14 protein-coding genes and 1 tRNA gene are annotated in these 18,859 nt (G+C 64.9%); 1 reads left to right on the forward strand and 14 read right to left on the reverse strand.

The genetic code is table 11. The annotated features are described in order from the left end of the window. The 4 genes from DDE23_RS16250 to rpsL form a co-directional block, all read right to left on the reverse strand. On the reverse strand, nucleotides 1-114 hold a 114-nt coding region (locus DDE23_RS16250), incomplete at its 3' end, for a GTP-binding protein (RefSeq protein ID WP_157958049.1). Nucleotides 115-201: 87 nt separating this feature from the next. After that, on the reverse strand, nucleotides 202-2,325 hold the full coding sequence (gene fusA, locus DDE23_RS16255; protein WP_107753013.1) for an elongation factor G: 2,124 nt from the start codon (nucleotides 2,323-2,325) through the stop codon (nucleotides 202-204). A 12-nt stretch (nucleotides 2,326-2,337) separates the two neighbouring features. After that, nucleotides 2,338-2,808 (reverse strand): 30S ribosomal protein S7, encoded by a 471-nt coding sequence (rpsG, locus tag DDE23_RS16260; protein WP_107753015.1) that lies wholly within the window; start codon nucleotides 2,806-2,808, stop codon nucleotides 2,338-2,340. A 12-nt stretch (nucleotides 2,809-2,820) separates the two neighbouring features. Further along, nucleotides 2,821-3,192, reverse strand: coding sequence for a 30S ribosomal protein S12 (gene rpsL, locus DDE23_RS16265; protein WP_107753017.1), 372 nt, complete (start codon nucleotides 3,190-3,192; stop codon nucleotides 2,821-2,823). A 354-nt stretch (nucleotides 3,193-3,546) separates the two neighbouring features. Here rpsL and DDE23_RS16270 point away from each other — a divergent pair, with 354 nt between their 5' ends. Continuing rightward, complete coding sequence (locus DDE23_RS16270; RefSeq protein WP_107753019.1) at nucleotides 3,547-4,386, forward strand: glycosyltransferase; 840 nt, start codon at nucleotides 3,547-3,549, stop codon at nucleotides 4,384-4,386. On the opposite strand, the gene DDE23_RS16275 is transcribed toward DDE23_RS16270, so the two are convergent. From DDE23_RS16275 to DDE23_RS16320, 10 genes are all read right to left on the reverse strand, one after another. Continuing rightward, a complete protein-coding gene (locus DDE23_RS16275; protein ID WP_107753021.1) occupies nucleotides 4,349-5,239 on the reverse strand; it encodes a DMT family transporter in 891 nt (296 codons plus the stop codon). The genes DDE23_RS16270 and DDE23_RS16275 overlap by 38 nt on opposite strands. A 301-nt stretch (nucleotides 5,240-5,540) precedes the next feature. After that, a complete protein-coding gene (gene rpoC / locus DDE23_RS16280; protein WP_107753023.1) occupies nucleotides 5,541-9,761 on the reverse strand; it encodes a DNA-directed RNA polymerase subunit beta' in 4,221 nt (1,406 codons plus the stop codon). Between the two features lie 71 nt (nucleotides 9,762-9,832). After that, nucleotides 9,833-13,969 (reverse strand): DNA-directed RNA polymerase subunit beta, encoded by a 4,137-nt coding sequence (gene rpoB, locus DDE23_RS16285; RefSeq protein WP_107753025.1) that lies wholly within the window; start codon nucleotides 13,967-13,969, stop codon nucleotides 9,833-9,835. A 257-nt stretch (nucleotides 13,970-14,226) separates the two neighbouring features. Continuing rightward, entirely contained in the window at nucleotides 14,227-14,604 is a 378-nt protein-coding gene (gene rplL / locus DDE23_RS16290; protein ID WP_107753027.1) for a 50S ribosomal protein L7/L12, read from the reverse strand. A 69-nt stretch (nucleotides 14,605-14,673) separates the two neighbouring features. Beyond that, complete coding sequence (gene rplJ / locus DDE23_RS16295) at nucleotides 14,674-15,189, reverse strand: 50S ribosomal protein L10 (protein ID WP_107753029.1); 516 nt, start codon at nucleotides 15,187-15,189, stop codon at nucleotides 14,674-14,676. Nucleotides 15,190-15,505: 316 nt separating this feature from the next. Beyond that, nucleotides 15,506-16,204 (reverse strand): 50S ribosomal protein L1, encoded by a 699-nt coding sequence (gene rplA, locus DDE23_RS16300; RefSeq protein WP_107753031.1) that lies wholly within the window; start codon nucleotides 16,202-16,204, stop codon nucleotides 15,506-15,508. Nucleotides 16,205-16,207: 3 nt separating this feature from the next. Beyond that, nucleotides 16,208-16,660: a 50S ribosomal protein L11 gene (gene rplK / locus DDE23_RS16305; protein WP_107753033.1), complete on the reverse strand. Its 453-nt coding sequence runs from the start codon at nucleotides 16,658-16,660 to the stop codon at nucleotides 16,208-16,210. 87 nt (nucleotides 16,661-16,747) lie between these two features. Then, on the reverse strand, nucleotides 16,748-17,281 hold the full coding sequence (nusG, locus tag DDE23_RS16310; RefSeq protein WP_107753035.1) for a transcription termination/antitermination protein NusG: 534 nt from the start codon (nucleotides 17,279-17,281) through the stop codon (nucleotides 16,748-16,750). A 209-nt stretch (nucleotides 17,282-17,490) separates the two neighbouring features. Beyond that, nucleotides 17,491-17,688, reverse strand: coding sequence for a preprotein translocase subunit SecE (gene secE, locus DDE23_RS25160; RefSeq protein ID WP_157958050.1), 198 nt, complete (start codon nucleotides 17,686-17,688; stop codon nucleotides 17,491-17,493). A 172-nt stretch (nucleotides 17,689-17,860) separates the two neighbouring features. After that, nucleotides 17,861-17,936: transfer RNA gene (locus DDE23_RS16320), tRNA-Trp, on the reverse strand. Nucleotides 17,937-18,859 lie beyond the last annotated feature (923 nt).

Consider the following 18,859-nt stretch of genomic DNA (forward strand, 5'->3'; position numbering starts at 1 on the left):
ATCGCCGAAGTATTTCGTGATCGCCGCGGTCAGCGTGGTCTTGCCGTGGTCAACGTGGCCGATCGTGCCGATGTTAACGTGCGGTTTCGTCCGTTCAAACTTTGCCTTCGCCATGATGGCTTCTCCTAAGTCGGTGTTACGGGCGGCGGGGATGGCCCCGCCCTACGGGGGTGGTAGGGCGGGGTTATCCCCGCCACACCGTCAAGCGTATTTCTTCTGGATCTCGTCCGAGATGTTCTGCGGCACGGCGTCGTAATGGTCGAACTGCATCGTGAACACCGCGCGGCCCGAGGACATCGAGCGCAGGTTGTTGATGTAGCCGAACATGTTCGCCAGCGGGACCATCGCGTTGATGACGTTCGCGTTGCCGCGGCTGTCCTGGCCCTGAACCATGCCACGACGGCTGGTCAGGTCCCCGATGATCGAACCGGTGTATTCTTCCGGCGTGACGACCTCGACCTTCATGATCGGCTCGAGCAGCTTGGCGCCGGCCTTCTTCAGGCCTTCGCGCATGCCGGCACGGGCCGCGATCTCGAACGCGAGAACCGAGGAGTCGACGTCATGGTAAGCACCGTCGATCAGCGACACCTTGAAGTCGATCACCGGGAAGCCCGCGAGCGGACCCGAATCCATCACCGACTTGATGCCCTTCTCGACGCCCGGCACGTATTCCTTCGGAACCACGCCGCCGACGATCTGGTTCGAGAACGAATAGCCCTCGCCCGGTTGGGTCGGTTCGATCACCAGCTTGATGCGGGCGAACTGGCCGGTGCCGCCGGTCTGCTTCTTGTGGGTATAGTCGACCTCGGCCTTGTGGCTGATGGTCTCACGATACGCCACCTGCGGGGCACCGATGTTGGCCTCGACCTTGAACTCGCGCTTCATGCGGTCGACGAGGATGTCGAGGTGGAGTTCGCCCATCCCCTTCATGATCGTCTGGCCCGATTCGAAGTTCGTCTCGACGCGGAACGAGGGGTCTTCGGCCGCGAGGCGAGCGAGGGCGAGGCCCATCTTCTCCTGGTCGGCTTTCGACTTCGGTTCCACGGCGATCTCGATCACCGGCTCGGGGAAGGTCATGGTTTCCAGCACGACCGGTTTGGACGGATCGCAGAGCGTGTCCCCGGTGGTGGTTTCCTTCAGACCCGCCAGCGCGATGATGTCGCCCGCATAGGCTTCGTCGATCTCTTCGCGGTTGATGGCGTGCATCATCATCATCCGGCCGACGCGCTCGCGCTTGCCCTTCGTCGAGTTCAGCATCGAGTCGCCCTTTTTCAGGACGCCCGAATAGATCCGGGTGAAGGTCAGCGAACCCACGAAGGGGTCGTTCATGATCTTGAACGCCAGAGCCGAGAAGGGCTCGTCGTCATTGGCATGACGCTCGATGTTACGGGTTTCCGTATCGTCGCCCGGGGCGAAGCCGACATAGGCCGGAACGTCCAGCGGACCCGGCAGGAAGTCGATCACCGCGTTCAGCAGCGGCTGCACGCCCTTGTTCTTGAAGGCCGAACCGGCGAAGACCGGGAAGAAGGCCATGGCCAGCGTGCCCTTGCGGACCAGCTTGCGCAGGGTTTCCTCGTCGGGCTCTTCACCCTCGAGGTAGGCCATCATCGCGTCGTCGTCCTGCTCGACGGCAAGCTCGATCAGCTTGGCGCGCCATTCGTCGGCCAGCTCCTTGAGCTCGTCACGGATCGGTTGACGGACCCAGCTCGCGCCGAGGTCTTCGCCCTTCCAGACCCATTCTTCCATCTTGATCAGGTCGATCTGGCCTTCGAGCTTGTCTTCGGCACCGATCGGCAGGCAGACCGGGCAGGGGGTCCCGCCGGTACGGTCCTTGATCATCTCGACGCACTTGAAATAGTCGGCGCCGATCTTGTCCATCTTGTTGACGAACACGATCCGCGGAACCTTGTAGCGGTCAGCCTGACGCCAGACGGTTTCGGTCTGCGGTTCGACACCGGCGTTGGCGTCGAGCAGGCAGACAGCCCCGTCGAGCACGGCCAGCGAACGCTCGACTTCGATGGTGAAGTCGACGTGGCCGGGGGTGTCGATGATGTTGAAGCGGTATTTGGTATCCGAGGTGCCATCAGCGGTCGGATCTTCCTGGCGCTGCCAGAAAGTGGTCGTCGCGGCCGAGGTGATGGTGATCCCGCGTTCCTGTTCCTGCTCCATCCAGTCCATGGTCGCGGCGCCGTCGTGGACTTCGCCGAGTTTGTGGGACTTGCCGGTGTAGTAGAGGATACGCTCGGTCGTGGTGGTCTTGCCGGCATCGATGTGGGCCATGATGCCGAAGTTGCGGTATCGCTTGAGCGGATATACGCGGGCCATGATCGGAATTCCTTACCAGCGATAATGGCTGAACGCTTTGTTCGCGTCGGCCATTTTGTGGGTGTCTTCGCGCTTCTTCACCGCGGTGCCGCGGTTGTTGACCGCGTCCGAAAGCTCGCCGGCGAGGCGCTCTTCCATGGTGTTCTCGTTGCGCTTGCGGGCGGCGGTGATCAGCCAGCGGATCGCCAGGGCCTCACGACGCTCGGTGCGGACTTCGACGGGGACCTGATAGGTCGCACCGCCGACGCGGCGCGAGCGCACTTCGACCGACGGCTTGATGTTGTCGAGGGCTTCGTGGAACACCTCGATCGGGGCGCGCTTGAGGCGCTTCTCAACGCGGTCGAGCGCGTTGTAGACGATCGATTCGGCCACCGACTTCTTGCCGTCGACCATCAGGTTGTTCATGAATTTCGTCAGCACGGTATCGCCAAACTTGGCGTCCGGCAGGACAGCGCGCTTTTCAGCAGCGTGACGACGCGACATGGGGGTCTCTCCTTACTTCGGACGCTTCGCGCCGTATTTCGAGCGGCGCTGACGACGGTCTTTGACGCCTTGCGTATCGAGCACGCCGCGCAGGATGTGGTAACGGACGCCCGGAAGGTCCTTCACCCGGCCGCCGCGGATCAGCACCACCGAGTGCTCTTGCAGGTTGTGCTTTTCGCCGGGGATGTAGCTGATCACCTCGAAACCGTTGGTCAGGCGGACCTTGGCCACCTTCCGCATCGCCGAGTTCGGCTTCTTCGGGGTCGTGGTGTAGACGCGGGTGCAGACGCCACGCTTCTGCGGGCATTGCTCCAGGTGCTGGGACTTGGACTTCTGGACTTTCGGCTGCCGCGGCTTGCGGATCAGCTGTTGGATCGTAGGCATTCACATCGCCTTATCTTGCGGCCCGTTCAACCACCGCTCGTCAGCGAGGTATCCGGGGGCAGTTCTTCGTCTCGCACCCTGCGCGTCCGCAAAGCACAAAACCGCCGATGCGCCCATTCCGAGGGTTGGCATCGCGGTGGAATTTCAGAGGATCGGGGCTTGCACCGCCCGGATCATGACCACAACTGTGTTCTAAGCCCCAGAAGCAGCGCATGCCGACCCCGGGTGGCCGCCGTATAGGGGGAGTCGCGGGCCTTGTCAACATGGCTCGCCGGGCCCTTACCCCGGCGTCGCGCCGCGTTGCCCGCCCTGCCCCGCGCTGCTAGGCTGGCGCAAAAATGAAGGGGCAGAGGCATGCGTCTCCCAGGCTATTTTTCCCGGCGCCGGGTGGCGCAGAATGCCCAGGTGATCGGCCTATGCCGCTTTTCCTACCCGGCCATCGGTGGCTTCAAGACCGAGCACGACAGCCCCGGGGAACGCGCCCGCTTCCTCTATGCGCCCGAGCGTCTGGACGAGCGGTTTCGCCTGTTCGAGATCTTCACCCTGCCCTCGATCCGCAGCCAGACCAACGACGATTTCACCTTCGTCATCGTCATCGGCGAGGATTTCCCGCCCGAGCGCGAGGAACAGCTGCGCGCCCTGACCGCCGACATTCCGCAGATCGTCATCCAGGCCCATGCCCCCGGCCCCCACCGCGAGGTGATGGCCCGGGCCATCAATTCGGTGCGCGAGAAGGGCAAGTATTCGATCCAGTTCCGGCTGGACGACGACGACGCCATGGGCGTGGGCTATATCCACAAGCTGCGCAATATGCTGTTCCAGCATTTCCCGCTGTTCGAGGGCTCGCGCCATGTGGCGCTGAGCTTCACCCGCGGCTGGCACGCGACCGGCACGCCCGACGGGATCCTGGCCGAACCCGCCAAGGCCCATTACCCGACCGCCGCGCTGGCCATCGTCTTCCGCCCCGATGTCGACCTGACGGTGATGAACTTCGCCCATCACCAGGTCTGGCAGCACATGCCGACCATCAGCCGCGTCGACAACGACATGTTCATCCGCGGGGTGAACAGCTTCAACGATTCCGGCGACCGGCTGGGCGAGAACATGAAGCTCCTGACCCGCGAGCAGGAGGATCGGTTCCAGCGCGCCTTCGGCGTCAATGCGGAATGGGTGCGCGCGCGCGCCGGGCGCTAGCCCGCTCGCGGTAGAAGGTGAAAAGCCCGGTCCCCACCACCAGCCCCGCGCCCAGCTGGGTCAGCGTATCCGGCCATTCGGCGAAAAGCGCGAAGCCCAGCACCAGCGCCCAGATCAGCCCGGTATAGCGGAAGGGCGTGACGAAGCCCAGTTCCCCGGTGCGGACCGCGCTGACCGTCAGGACATAGCCGCCGACGATGAAGGCCGAGGTCCCCAGCAGCAGCAGCGCCGCGGTGCCCGAGGGCAGGACGAAACTCTCGGTCGCGCTGCCCGCCAGGCCGAACAGCATCACCCCCACCGCATTGGCCAGCGCGATGGTCAGCGAGGGGACCGAGCGCGACATGCGCCGGGTCAGCAGATCCCGCGTGGTGACGAAGCCGATGCAGACCAGCGCATAGACGGCATAGCGGTCAAAGCCCCCCGCCTCGGGCCGCACGATCAGCAGCACGCCCAGGAAGCCCACCGCGATCGCCGTCATCCGCCGCCAGCCGACCGTCTCGCCCAGAAACAGCGCGGCCCCCAGCGTCACGGTCAGCGGCAGCGCCTGCATGATGGCGGTCAGGTTGGCGATCGGCGTGTGATAGAGCGCCTGCAGGAAGAACCAGGTGGCGCCGGTGTCGGCCAGGGTGCGCACCAGCACCAGCCAGCGATCGCCCCGGGCGATGGCGACGCGGAACGCCCCCTTCCGCCAGGCCAGCACCACCAGCACCAGACTCACCCCCAGCCCGCGCCAGACCAGCGTCTGGAACATCGGCAGCTGCGACGACAGCAGCTTCATGATCGCATCGGACAGGGTGAACGAGGCCATGCCCGCCACCATCAGAAGCGCGCCGCGCGCATTGTCGGTCAGCATCTCACCCCTCCGCCCCGGGACCGGACCCTCCTCCGGCACCCGCCCCCTCCGCCGGTATCATTTAACAGGTGAACGGGGAAGGCCCTGCCGGAGGGCACCGCCCCCGCCTCTTCGTTCTGCAAATATCCCGGGGGGTGCGGGGGGCTGGCCCCCCGCTTCCGTCGCCCGAGGCGCCCGCGACAGCGGGCAACGAGGGCGAAACCCCTCCCCCGCCCCGGCAACGAACAGGACAACGAACAGGGCAACGAAAAAACCCCCGCAACCGGGGTTGCGGGGGGTCATGTCTGTCAGGCCACAGGCCTCAGCGGTCGTCGTCGTCCGCCGGCATGTCGCGGAACACCGGTTCCATTTCCGGCGCCACCAGGACCGCTTCGGCCTCGGCGCGGCGCTGTTCGATGACCACATCGTCGCGATCCGTGGCGATCTTGCGGGTCGCTGTGGCCACGCCGCCGGTACCGGCCGGGATCAGCCGGCCGACGATGACATTCTCCTTCAGGCCGACCAGCTTGTCGCGCTTGCCGATGACCGAGGCTTCGGTCAGCACGCGCGTGGTCTCCTGGAACGAGGCGGCCGAGATGAACGACCGGGTCTGCAGCGAGGCCTTGGTGATCCCCAGAAGGATCGGCTCGCCCCGCGCCGGGCGCAGGCCCATGGCGGTAACCTTGTCGTTGGCCTCGTCGAACTCGAACTTGTCGACCGTCTCGCCCTTCAGCAGCGTGGTATCCCCGCTGTCGAGGATCTCCAGCTTCTGCAGCATCTGACGGACGATGACCTCGATGTGCTTGTCGTTGATCTTCACGCCCTGCAGGCGGTAGACGTCCTGCACTTCGTCGATCAGGTAGTTCGCCAGCGCCTCGATGCCGAGGATCCGCAGGATGTCATGCGGCGCGGGGTTGCCATCCATGATGTAGTCGCCGCGCTGGACGAAATCGCCCTCCTGCACGGGGATGTGCTTGCCCTTCGGCACCAGATATTCCACCGCGTCGACATTCTCGTCCACGGGCTCGATGGTGATGCGGCGCTTGTTCTTGTAGTCCTTGGCGAAGCGCACATAGCCGTCGATCTCGCAGATGATCGCGTGATCCTTCGGACGACGGGCCTCGAACAATTCCGCCACGCGGGGCAGACCCCCGGTGATGTCCTTGGTCTTGGCACCCTCGCGCGGGATCCGGGCGACGACGTCACCCTGCCGCACATCCTGCCCATCTTCGATCGACAGAATGGCATCCACCGACATCTGATAGGTGATCGGATTGCCCGCGTCGTTGCGCATCGGCTCGCCGGTTTCCTTGTTCATGATGATGATCTCGGGCTTGAGATCGCCACCGCGCGGAACCGAACGCCAGTCGGTCACGATCTTCTGCGACATGCCCGTCGCATCGTCCGTGTCCTCGCGCACCGAGAGACCGGCGACCAGGTCCACGAACTTCGCGGTACCCGCACGCTCGGCGATGATCGGCAGCGTGTAGGGGTCCCATTCGTAGAGCTTGTCGCCCCGCTTCACATCCTGACCGTCGCGCACGAAGAGTTTCGCACCATAGGTCAGCTTGTGCGCCGCCCGTTCGATGCCGTTCTCGTCGATGATGGCGATCTGCATGTTCCGGCCCAGGACCACCAGTTCGGCCGAGGCATTCTCGAGCACGTTGGTGTTGCGGAATTCGACCTTACCGGCCGAGCCCGATTCCTGGAACGATTGCGAACCGCCCTGCGCGATGCCGCCGATGTGGAAGGTCCGCATCGTCAGCTGCGTGCCCGGCTCACCGATCGACTGGGCGGCGATGATGCCCACCGCTTCGCCCTTGTTGACCAGCGTACCGCGCGCAAGGTCGCGCCCGTAGCACTTCGAGCAGACGCCCTCTTCCGCGTCGCAGGTCAGCGGCGAGCGGATCTTGACGGTGGCAAGACCGCCGGTCTCGATCAGGTCGGCGTCGCGTTCGTCGATCAGGTGGTTCTTGACCACCAGAACCTCGCCCGTCGCCGGATGCACCACGTCCTCGGCCGCGACACGGCCCAGCACGCGCTCGGCCAGCGAGGCCACGATCTCACCGTCGTTGATCGCCGCCGAGGCGGTGATGAAGCGTTCGGTGCCGCAATCGTCCGAGCGCACGATGCAATCCTGCGCCACGTCGACCAGACGGCGGGTCAGATAGCCCGAGTTCGCCGTCTTCAGCGCGGTATCGGCCAGACCCTTCCGGGCGCCGTGGGTCGAGTTGAAGTATTCAAGAACGGTCAGACCTTCCTTGAAGTTCGAGATGATCGGCGTCTCGATGATCTCGCCCGACGGCTTGGCCATGAGGCCGCGCATCCCGCCGAGCTGCTTCATCTGCGCGGGCGAACCCCGGGCGCCCGAGTGGGACATCATGTAGACCGAGTTCGGCTCCAGCTCGCGGCCGGCATCGTCCCGGCGCACGGCCGAGATTTCCGCCATCATGGCCGCCGCCACCGCGTCCGAGGCCTTCGACCAGGCGTCGACGACCTTGTTGTACTTCTCGCCCTGGGTAATCAGGCCGTCGAGGTACTGCTGCTCGAATTCCTTGACCTGATCGCGGGTCTGGTTGACCAGCTCCCACTTGGTCTCGGGGATCAGCATGTCGTCCTTGCCGAACGAGATCCCGGCCTTGAAGGCTTCGCGGAAGCCCAGACCCATGATCTGGTCGCAGAAGATGACCGATTCCTTCTGGCCGCAATAGCGGTAGACGGTGTCGATGACGTTCTGCACGTCCTTCTTGCGCAGCAGGCGGTTGACCAGCTCGAACGGCGCCTTGGCGTTGAGCGGCAGCAGGCCACCCAGACGCAGACGGCCCGGGGTGGTCTCGTAGCGCTTGACGACCTCGTTGCCGTTCTCGTCGATCTGCAGGATGCGGCCCTGCACCTTGGCGTGCAGATGCACCTCGCCCGAGGCGAGCGCATGCTCGACTTCCTCGATATCGGCGAAGACCATGCCCTCGCCCTTCATCCCGTCGCGCGCCATGGTCGTGTAGTAGAGACCCAGCACCATGTCCTGCGACGGCACGATGATCGGCGCGCCGTTGGCGGGCGACAGCACGTTGTTGGTCGACATCATCAGCACGCGGGCCTCAAGCTGGGCTTCCAGCGAGAGGGGGACGTGCACGGCCATCTGGTCGCCGTCGAAGTCGGCGTTGAAGGCCGAGCAGACCAGCGGGTGCAGCTGGATCGCCTTGCCCTCGATCAGCATCGGCTCGAAGGCCTGGATGCCCAGACGGTGCAGCGTCGGCGCGCGGTTCAGCAGCACCGGATGCTCGCGGATCACCTCGTCGAGGATATCCCAGACCTCGGGACGCTCTTTCTCGACCAGCTTCTTCGCCTGTTTCACCGTGCTCGACAGACCCTTGGCTTCAAGGCGCGAGTAGATGAAGGGCTTGAAGAGTTCGAGCGCCATCTTCTTCGGCAGACCGCACTGGTGCAGCTTCAGCTCGGGCCCGGTCACGATGACCGAACGGCCCGAGAAGTCGACCCGCTTGCCCAGAAGGTTCTGGCGGAAGCGGCCCTGCTTGCCCTTCAGCATGTCCGAGAGCGATTTCAGCGGGCGCTTGTTGTTGCCGGTGATGACCCGGCCGCGACGGCCGTTGTCAAAGAGCGCATCGACCGATTCCTGCAGCATCCGCTTTTCGTTGCGCACGATGATATCGGGCGCACGAAGCTCGATCAGGCGCTTCAGGCGGTTGTTGCGGTTGATGACCCGGCGATAGAGGTCGTTGAGGTCCGAGGTCGCGAAGCGGCCACCGTCCAGCGGCACCAGCGGGCGCAGTTCCGGCGGGATCACCGGCAGGACGGTCAGGATCATCCACTCGGGCCGGTTGCCCGACTCGAGGAAGGATTCCACGACCTTCAGCCGCTTGATGATCTTCTTCGGCTTCAGCTCGCCGGTGGCTTCCTTCAGCTCCTCGCGCAGCTTGTCGGCCTCGGCCTGCAGGTCGATGTTCGACAGCATCTCGCGGATCGCCTCGGCGCCGATGCCGGCGGTGAAGCTGTCCGAGCCGAAATTGTCCTGCGCGTCGAGGTATTCTTCCTCGGTCAGCAGCTGGCCGTAGGACAGCTCGGTCAGGCCGGGCTCGATGACGACGTAGTTTTCGAAATAGAGGATGCGCTCGAGGTCACGCAGCGTCACGTCCAGCATGAGGCCGATGCGCGAGGGCAGCGACTTCAGGAACCAGATATGGGCGACGGGCGAGGCCAGCTCGATATGGCCCATGCGCTCGCGACGGACCTTCTGCAGCGTGACTTCCACGCCGCATTTCTCGCAGACGACGCCGCGATACTTCATCCGCTTGTACTTGCCGCACAGGCATTCGTAATCCTTGATCGGCCCGAAGATGCGGGCGCAGAACAGGCCGTCGCGCTCGGGCTTGAACGTCCGGTAGTTGATCGTCTCGGGCTTCTTGATCTCGCCGTAGGACCACGAGAGGATCCGCTCGGGCGAGGCCAGCGAGATCTTGATCTCGTCGAACTGCTTGGCCGGGGTCAGCGGGTTGAACGGATTGGTGGTGAGTTCCTGGTTCATCTCAACGTCCTTGAAGGGGGTACGGGAAGGGTAGGATGGGCAATATTGCCCATCCTACGGAGCGAGCTGCCTCACTCCTCCTCCTCCGAATCCAGGAGTTCCATGTTCAGGCCGAGGCCGCGGACTTCCTTCACCAGAACGTTGAAGGATTCGGGCACACCGGCCTCGAAATTGTCCTCGCCCTTGACGATGCTCTCGTAGACCTTGGTCCGGCCCGCGACGTCGTCCGACTTCACCGTCAGCATCTCCTGCAGGGTATAGGCGGCGCCGTAAGCCTCGAGGGCCCAGACCTCCATCTCCCCCAGACGCTGACCGCCGAACTGGGCCTTGCCGCCCAGCGGCTGCTGCGTGACCAGCGAGTACGGACCCGTGGAACGCGCGTGCAGCTTGTCGTCGACCAGGTGGTGCAGCTTCAGCATGTACTTGACGCCGACCGTGACGGGACGCGCGAATTTCTCGCCCGACCGCCCGTCATAGACCACCGACTGGCCGGACTTGTCGAAGCCCGCCCGCATCAGCGCGTCGTTCACATCCGCTTCCTTGGCGCCGTTGAACACCGGGGTGCCGATCGGCACGCCCTTGGTCACCGAGCCCGCGGCCTCGACCAGCGCCTCTTCCTCCATGCCGGAGAAGGCGTCGTCATAGACCTGCTGGCCATAGCCATGCACCAGCGCCTCGCGCACCGGGGTCAGGTCGCCCGACCGGCGGTATTCCTGCAGCGCCTCGTCGATCTGGATCCCCAGGCCGCGCAGGGCCCAGCCCATATGCGTCTCCAGGATCTGACCGACGTTCATCCGCGAGGGCACGCCCAGCGGGTTCAGCACCAGGTCCACGGTCGTGCCATCGGCGAGGAAGGGCATATCCTCCTCGGGCACCACCTTGGACACCACGCCCTTGTTGCCGTGACGACCGGCCATCTTGTCCCCGGGCTGCAGCTTGCGCTTCACCGCCAGGAAGACCTTGACCATCTTCATCACGCCCGGAGGCAGGTCGTCGCCGCGGCGCACCTTCTCGACCTTGTCGTCGAAGCGGTGCGTGAGCTGGCGCTTCTGCTGGTCGAAGAGGGCGTTGAGCGCCTCGACTTCCTGAGCCTCGGCCTCTTCCGCCAGCGCCAGCTGCCACCACTGGCCACGCGACAGCGAGTCCAGCAGCTCCTCGGTGATCTCCGAGTTCGGGCGCACGCCTTTGGGCCCCTTCACCGCGACCTTGCCGAGGATCAGCTGCTTCAGACGCGAGTAGATGTTGCGCTCCAGGATCGCCTGCTCGTCGTCGCGGTCGCGCGACAGGCGTTCGATCTCTTCGCGCTCGATCTGCAGCGCGCGCTCGTCCTTGTCGACACCGTGACGGTTGAAGACGCGGACTTCCACCACCGTGCCGTAAGCACCCGGGGGCAGACGCAGCGAGGTGTCGCGCACGTCCGAGGCTTTCTCGCCGAAGATGGCGCGGAGGAGTTTCTCCTCGGGCGTCATCGGGCTTTCGCCTTTCGGGGTGATCTTGCCGACCAGGATGTCGCCGGCCTGAACTTCGGCCCCGATATAGACGATACCGGCTTCGTCGAGGTTGCGCAGGGCTTCCTCGCCGACGTTCGGGATGTCGCGGGTGATCTCTTCCGGGCCGAGCTTGGTGTCCCGCGCGGCGACCTCGTATTCCTCGATGTGGATCGAGGTATAGACGTCATCCTTCAGGATGCGCTCGGAGATCAGGATCGAGTCCTCGTAGTTGTACCCGTTCCACGGCATGAACGCGACGACGACGTTCCGGCCCACGGCCAGTTCGCCCATGTCGGTGCAGGGACCGTCGGCCACGACCGCGTTGCGGTCCACCACGTCGCCCACCTTCACCAGCGGACGCTGATTGATGCAGGACGATTGGTTCGAACGCTTGAACTTGCGCAGACGGTAGATGTCCACGCCCGGCTCACCGGCTTCCAGCATCTCGGTCGCGCGGATAACGATCCGCTGCGCGTCGACCTGGTCCACCACGCCCGCCCGGCGCGCCATGATCGCAGCACCCGAGTCGCGGGCAACGATGCCCTCGATCCCGGTGCCGACCAGCGGCGCGTCCGATTGCAGCAGCGGCACGGCCTGCCGCATCATGTTCGAGCCCATCAGCGCGCGGTTGGCGTCGTCATTTTCCAGGAACGGAATGAGCGAGGCCGCGACCGACACCAGCTGTTTCGGCGACACGTCGATCATGTCGATCACGTCGCGCGGGTTCAGCATGAAGTCGCCGCCCTTGCGGGTGGACACCAGGTCGTTCACGAATTCGCCGTCCTCGGTCAGCGTCGCGTTCGCCTGGGCGATGACGTGGCGCTGCTCCTCGGTGGCCGAGAGGTACTGGACCTCGTCCGTCACCTTGCCGTCGATGACCTTGCGGTACGGGGTCTCGATGAAGCCGTATTTGTTCACGCGGGCATAGGTGGCCAGCGAGTTGATCAGACCGATGTTCTGACCTTCCGGCGTCTCGATCGGGCACATCCGGCCGTAATGGGTCGGGTGAACGTCGCGGACCTCGAAGCCCGCGCGTTCGCGGGTCAGACCGCCCGGGCCAAGCGCCGAGAGACGGCGCTTGTGGGTGACTTCCGACAGCGGGTTGGTCTGGTCCATGAACTGCGACAGCTGCGACGAGCCGAAGAACTCGCGCACCGCGGCCGCGGCAGGCTTGGCGTTGATGAGGTCCTGCGGCATCACCGTGTCGATGTCCACGGAGGACATGCGCTCGCGGATCGCGCGTTCCATGCGCAGCAGGCCCAGACGGTACTGGTTCTCCATCAGCTCGCCGACCGAGCGCACCCGGCGGTTGCCGAGGTGGTCGATGTCGTCGATCTCGCCTTTGCCGTCGCGCAGTTCCACCAGCGCCTTGATGCAGGCGATGATGTCTTCGCGGCGCAGCGTGCGCTGGGTGTCCGGCGCGTCCAGATCGAGGCGCATGTTCATCTTCACCCGGCCCACGGCCGAAAGATCGTAGCGCTCGCTATCGAAGAACAGCGTGTCGAACAGCGTCACGGCGGCATCGACGGTCGGCGGCTCGCCCGGGCGCATGACCCGGTAGATGTCCATGAGCGCCTGATCGCGGTTCATGTTCTTGTCCGCGGCCATCGTGTTGCGGATGTAGGCACCCACGTTGACGTTGTCGATGTCGAGCACCGAGATCTCGGTGATGCCCTGATCCAGCAGCGTCTTCAGCGAGCCGCCCTTGACGTCGCCGTCCTTGTCGGTTTCCCAGGTCAGCTCGTCGCCGGCCTCGATCCAGATCGCGCCGGTCTCGTCATCGACCACGTCCTGCGCCGCGAAACGGCCGAGGATATGCTCGAAGGGCACCAGCAGCTCGGTGATCTTGCCCTCGTCGATCCACTTCTTGACCAGACGCGGGGTCGCCTTGTCACCGGCCTTGAGGATCACCTCGCCGGTGGCGGCGTCCACCAGATCCATGGTCGGACGGGTGCCGCGCACGCGCTCGGGGAAGAAGCGGGTGACCCAGCCGCGGTTCTTTTCCAGACGGTACGAGACCTTGTCGTAATAGGCATCCATGATGCCGTCCTGATCGAGCCCCAGCGCATAGAGCAGCGTCGTCACCGGCAGTTTGCGGCGACGGTCGATCCGGGCGAAGACCAGATCCTTGGGGTCGAATTCGAAGTCCAGCCACGAACCGCGGTAGGGAATGATGCGGCACTGGAACAGCAGCTTGCCCGAGCTGTGGGTCTTGCCCTTGTCGTGGTCGAAGAAGACGCCCGGGCTACGGTGCATCTGCGACACGACCACGCGCTCGGTGCCGTTGACGATGAAGGTGCCGACCGGCGTCATCAGGGGCATGTCGCCCATGAAGACTTCCTGTTCCTTGATGTCCTTGACCGAACGCGCGCCGGTATCGGGATCCACATCGAACACGATCAGGCGCAGCGTGACCTTCAGCGGCGCCGAATAGGTCATGTCGCGCTGCTGGCATTCGTCGATGTCGTACTTCGGCTTTTCCAGCTCGTACTTGACGAATTCCAGAACCGCGGTCTCGTTGAAGTCCTTGATCGGGAAGACGGACTGGAACGTGCCCATCAGGCCTTCGCCATCCAGCGGCTTGTCGCTGTCACCCGAGCGCAGGAACAGGTCGTAGGACGACTTCTGCACCTCGATCAGGTTCGGCATCTCCAGGACTTCACGGATCTTGCCGAACATCCGGCGGATGCGCTTCTGGCCAACGTAGGACTGAGCCATGCTCGGTATCACCTTTCATTCGTTCGCGGATGCGCCTGCCGTCGGGCCTCGGCCGGGCTGCACCCCATGCGAATCAGAAGCGGAGGCTCCATTCCTGCGGTCCGTCCCAAAGGACCGCTCCCGAGCCTCGGCTGCTTCGGGAAGGGGGTTTCGCGAAACCCGCTGCCGGAAGCTGCCTCAGAAACAGCTTGGGCCGGGCCCGGACGATGCCGGACCCAGCCTGTTCGTGCCGTCAGGGTGCGGGGCACCCCACCGGATTACTTCAGCTCGACCTTGGCGCCAGCCGCTTCGAGCTTCTTCTTCAGCTCTTCGGCTTCCGACTTCGAAGCTTGCTCTTTCACGGCTTTGCCGCCGGCTTCGACCAGGTCTTTGGCTTCTTTCAGGCCCAGACCGGTGATGCCGCGCACTTCCTTGATCACGTTGATCTTGTTGGCGCCGGCGTCGACGAGGATCACGTCGAACTCGGTCTTTTCTTCCACGGCTTCAGCAGCCGCGGCCGGACCGGCAGCCATCATCACAGCGCCGCCAGCGGCGGGCTCGATGCCGTACTCGTCCTTCAGGATTTGCTTCAGTTCCTGAGCCTGCAGCAGGGTCAGGTTCACGATTTGCTCGGCGAGAGCTTTCAGATCAGCCATTTTCAGGTTCCATTCTAACAGGGGTTTGCCGACATGAGGGGGTTAACCGCCACGCGGGCCAAGGATTGCTCAAGCGGCTTCCCGCTCCTCCAGGGTGGAGAGGATGCCCGCGATGTTCGAAGCAGGCGCGCCAATCGCACCGGCGATGCTGGAAGCCGGGGCCCCGATGCACGCCACGACGGAAGCGATGAGCTCCTCGCGCGACGGCAGTTCGGAGACGGCCTTGACACCATCCGGATTGAGCGCCGTGCCACCCATCGAGCCGCCAAGGATCTCGAATTTCTTGTTATCCTTGGCGTAGCCGATCGCCACCTTCGCCGCAGCGACGGGGTCTTCGGAATAGGAAAGCACGGTCATGCCCGTCAGAAGGTCACCGATGCTTGCGCAGGGCTTTCCTTCAAGGGCGATCTTGGCGAGCTTGTTCTTGGCAACGCGCACGGAACCGCCGGCGGCACGCATGCGCGCCCGCAGATCCTGCATCTCGGCAACCGTCAGACCCGCGTAGTGTGCAACCACGACCACGCCAGAGCTTTCGAAGATCTGGCCGAGTTCCTCGACCAACGCTTCTTTTTGGGCTCTATCCACAGGTATGCTCCAAGTTTGGGGGTTGCCCCCCGGCTCAAGTCTGCCCGGACCGGCGGGATCGCTCCCTAAGGCCGGGCGTCGGGTCCGAAAGGAACCGAGGCCAAAACCGCCCGAGGAATGCCCGAAGGGACCCCCGGTAGAAATGCGTCTCGTTCCCATCTCAGGCAGGAGATTAAGCCTTACCTAAACCCTTTCGGGTCCGATGCAAGGCACCCACCGTCTCGGACAGGACAGGGCGTCACCGCCCCGCCATCCCACGGGCCGAAACCCGGGGAATTCATCGTAGGATGGGCAATATTGCCCATCCTACAGGCACTCACTGCGCCGTGGCCGAAGCCAGGTCGACGCTGACGCCCGGGCCCATGGTCGAGCTGAGCGACACTTTCTTCAGGTAGGCACCCTTGGCGCCCGAAGGCTTCGCCTTCGACACCGCGTCGACGATGGCGCGGACGTTCTCGGCCAGCTTCTCGGGCGCGAACGACACCTTGCCGACGCCGGCGTGGATGATCCCCGCCTTCTCGACCTTGAACTGGACCTGACCGCCCTTGGCGTCCTTGACCGCCTGCGCGACATCCATGGTCACCGTGCCCACTTTCGGGTTCGGCATCAGGTTGCGCGGGCCGAGGATCTTGCCCAGACGGCCGACCAGCGGCATCATGTCCGGGGTGGCGATGCAGCGGTCGAAGTCGATGGTGCCGCCCTGGATGGACTGCATCAGCTCTTCGGCGCCGACGATATCCGCACCGGCGGCCTGGGCTTCTTCAGCCTTGGCGCCCCGGGCGAAAACCGCCACGCGCACCGTCTTGCCGGTGCCGTTGGGCAGCGACACGACGCCGCGGACCATCTGGTCGGCGTGGCGCGGGTCGACGCCGAGGTTGATCGCCACTTCGACGGTCTCGTCGAATTTGGCCGAGGCCGCGCCCTTGACCAGGGTCACCGCATCTTCGACCGAGAGGCTGGTCTGGGTCCCGAAGGCTTCGCGAGCCTTGGCCGTCCGTTTACCGATCTTGGCCATGACTTACCCCTTCACCTCGATACCGCAGCTCTTGGCCGAGCCGAGGATGATCTGCATCGCGCCTTCGATGTCGGTGGCGTTGAGATCCTTCATCTTCGCTTCGGCGATCTCGCGGACCTGCTTGACGGTCACGGAGCCGGCGACCTCGCGGCCGGGCTTCGTCGAGCCCTTGGCGCGGTTGCGCTTGCCGACGGGCTTCAGGCCGGCGGCCTTCTTCAGGAACCACGACGCAGGCGGGGTCTTCAGCTCCAGGCTGAACGACTTGTCCTGGTAATAGGTGATCACGACCGGAACCGGCGAGCCGGGCTCCATGTCCGCAGTCCGCGCGTTGAAGTCCTTGCAGAACTGCATGATGTTGATGCCGCGCTGACCCAGGGCCGGGCCGACGGGCGGGGACGGGTTGGCTTGACCCGCCTTCACTTGCAGCTTCAGCTGCCCGATAATCTTCTTGGCCATCTGGCCGCTCCTTCTCTCACACGGCCCCGGACCGGGACCTGCTTAGTGGTTCGGCTGGGACCTTGGCCCCGCCTCCCACGCGAACACTCAGGCCCCTTTGGTGACCTGAGTGAATTCCAGTTCGACCGGCGTTGGCCGGCCGAAGATCGAGACCATGACCTTCAGGCGGCCATTGTCGTCGTCCACTTCCTCGACCATGCCCGAGAAGCCGTCGAAGGGCCCGTCGGACACTTTCACCTGCTCGCCGATCTCGAAGCGGATCAGGTTGCGCGGCGCTTCCTGGCCTTCCTCGACGCGGTTGAGAATCAGGTTGACCTCATCGTCGCGCATCGGGCTGGGCTTGCCGGGCTGACCCAGAAAGCCGGTGACCCGGTTGATCGAGGTGACCAGGTGATAGGTCCGGTTCGACATCTCCATGCGCACCAGCACATAGCCGGGCATGAAGCGCCGCTCGGACGTCACCTTTTTGCCGCGACGGACCTCGATGACCTCCTCGGTCGGCACGAGCACCTCTTCGACCTCGTCCTCAAGCCCCGCCTCGGCGGCAGCCTGGCGAATTGCTTCGGCGACCTTCTTCTCGAAGTTCGAGAGGACGCTCACCGAATACCACCGCTTGGCCATGCCATTTCCCCGTCTGCCCCAGCCTTCAGCCGGCGCGTATTTCCGTTTCATGTCAAAGGCTTGCGCCCGACCAGATCGCAAAACTCCGGCAGACAAAAAATGTGCGCACCGAATCGGTGCGCGCCATCGTGCCGGGTATTGCTGGTGCCTTTATCGTTCCCGGCCGCAAGTTTCAAGGGCCCGGGCCGGATTTCGCGTCCTGCGCGGCCTCAGCTCACCAGCCCCAGAAGCGCGCCGAGACCGGTGCGGATCAGGAGGTCGACGAGGAAGAAGAACACCGCCGTCAGGCCGGTCAGCGCCAGCACCATGACGGTGCTCACGCCGACTTCGCGGCGGGTCGGCCACGAGACCTTGGCGGTTTCCGAACGCACCTGCTGGAGGAAGGTCAACGGATTGGTCCGGGCCATGGTCACACCTTTGCGGGATCGAAGGGCCGCGCGGGGCAGCGACGCGGCGGTTGGCGCCGAGATACGCCGGAGGGGCGCGCCTTTCAACCCACCGGGGCCGCTGGCGCCCATTCCGCGGGCACGAAGCCGCCGATGTTGACGTTTCTGCAACACAGCGATGGCGGGAGGGAGGTGGCAGGGGCAGCAGGGTTCGAACCCGCGACCTACGGTTTTGGAGACCGTCGCTCTACCGGCTGAGCTATACCCCTATCCTGCGCCGGGGGTTACGGCACCGGGCGGGGGAAATCAAGGGGCGAATTGGCCCGCAGGGACAGCTTTCCCGCGGGCGCGCGCAAGCGCCCTGCCTGCCGACCCGCGCCCGACGTCAACTCCCTGTGATTCGCCCGACCGGAGGCACCCGCCATGGCCCGCAAGCGGGTGATTCCGGGCGGGATCGGCGCGGATGGCGAGAATTTCGCGCGCCTCAGGCGCCCCGGCGCCAGCTGCTCGGCAATCGGTACCGCTGGCCGGTGCTGGCGGCGGGGCGCCACGGATCCCGCGGACGGTGACGGCCCGGCAGAGGGGCGGCCCTGTTCGGACCGGGCTGGAAGACAGTCTCTTCGTCTTGCGCGGGGGCTGGCGGGTTCAAACGCACAGCAGGTCGTCAAGGTCCGGCGGATCATCGGGGATCCAGGGCACGACATCGCCACGCTTGACGAGGCGCGGGCGATCCCGGACCTGCAGGCGGGGATCGGGTCGCCCCCTGTGCGGCCCTGCCCCCGAGGCAGCCGGGGCCAAGGGGGTTTTCCACCCCCTTGGATCCCCCGAGGATATTTGCAGAACAAAGATGGCAGGCGGTCTGGATACCGAAAACGCGCCGCGTTGACTGATGGGGATTGGGGACGGCTCGGCAGGCAAGCTCGCCATGGGGCGCAGACACGCGACGTTCCTCTGGCCCGCCGAGCCAGCCGCCCGAGAGGGAGAGACTGGCGGGGCGCCGATCGGAGGCTTCGCGGACATGTGCCGCGCGCCCCTGCCCGGGATCTGTTCGCACCAGTCTGATGCGCCAACCACCGCTCCGGCAGGGTCCCATTGCGGGGGCGCGGCGCCTCAGACCCCAACAGTCTCCACGCGCGCGGCTTTTGCCTCAGCACGGCTTCTCCCGACCGTCAGGCCGCGGCCCTGCCCCCGC

This window comes from Pararhodobacter aggregans (genome assembly GCF_003075525.1).
Taxonomy (GTDB): domain Bacteria; phylum Pseudomonadota; class Alphaproteobacteria; order Rhodobacterales; family Rhodobacteraceae; genus Pararhodobacter; species Pararhodobacter aggregans.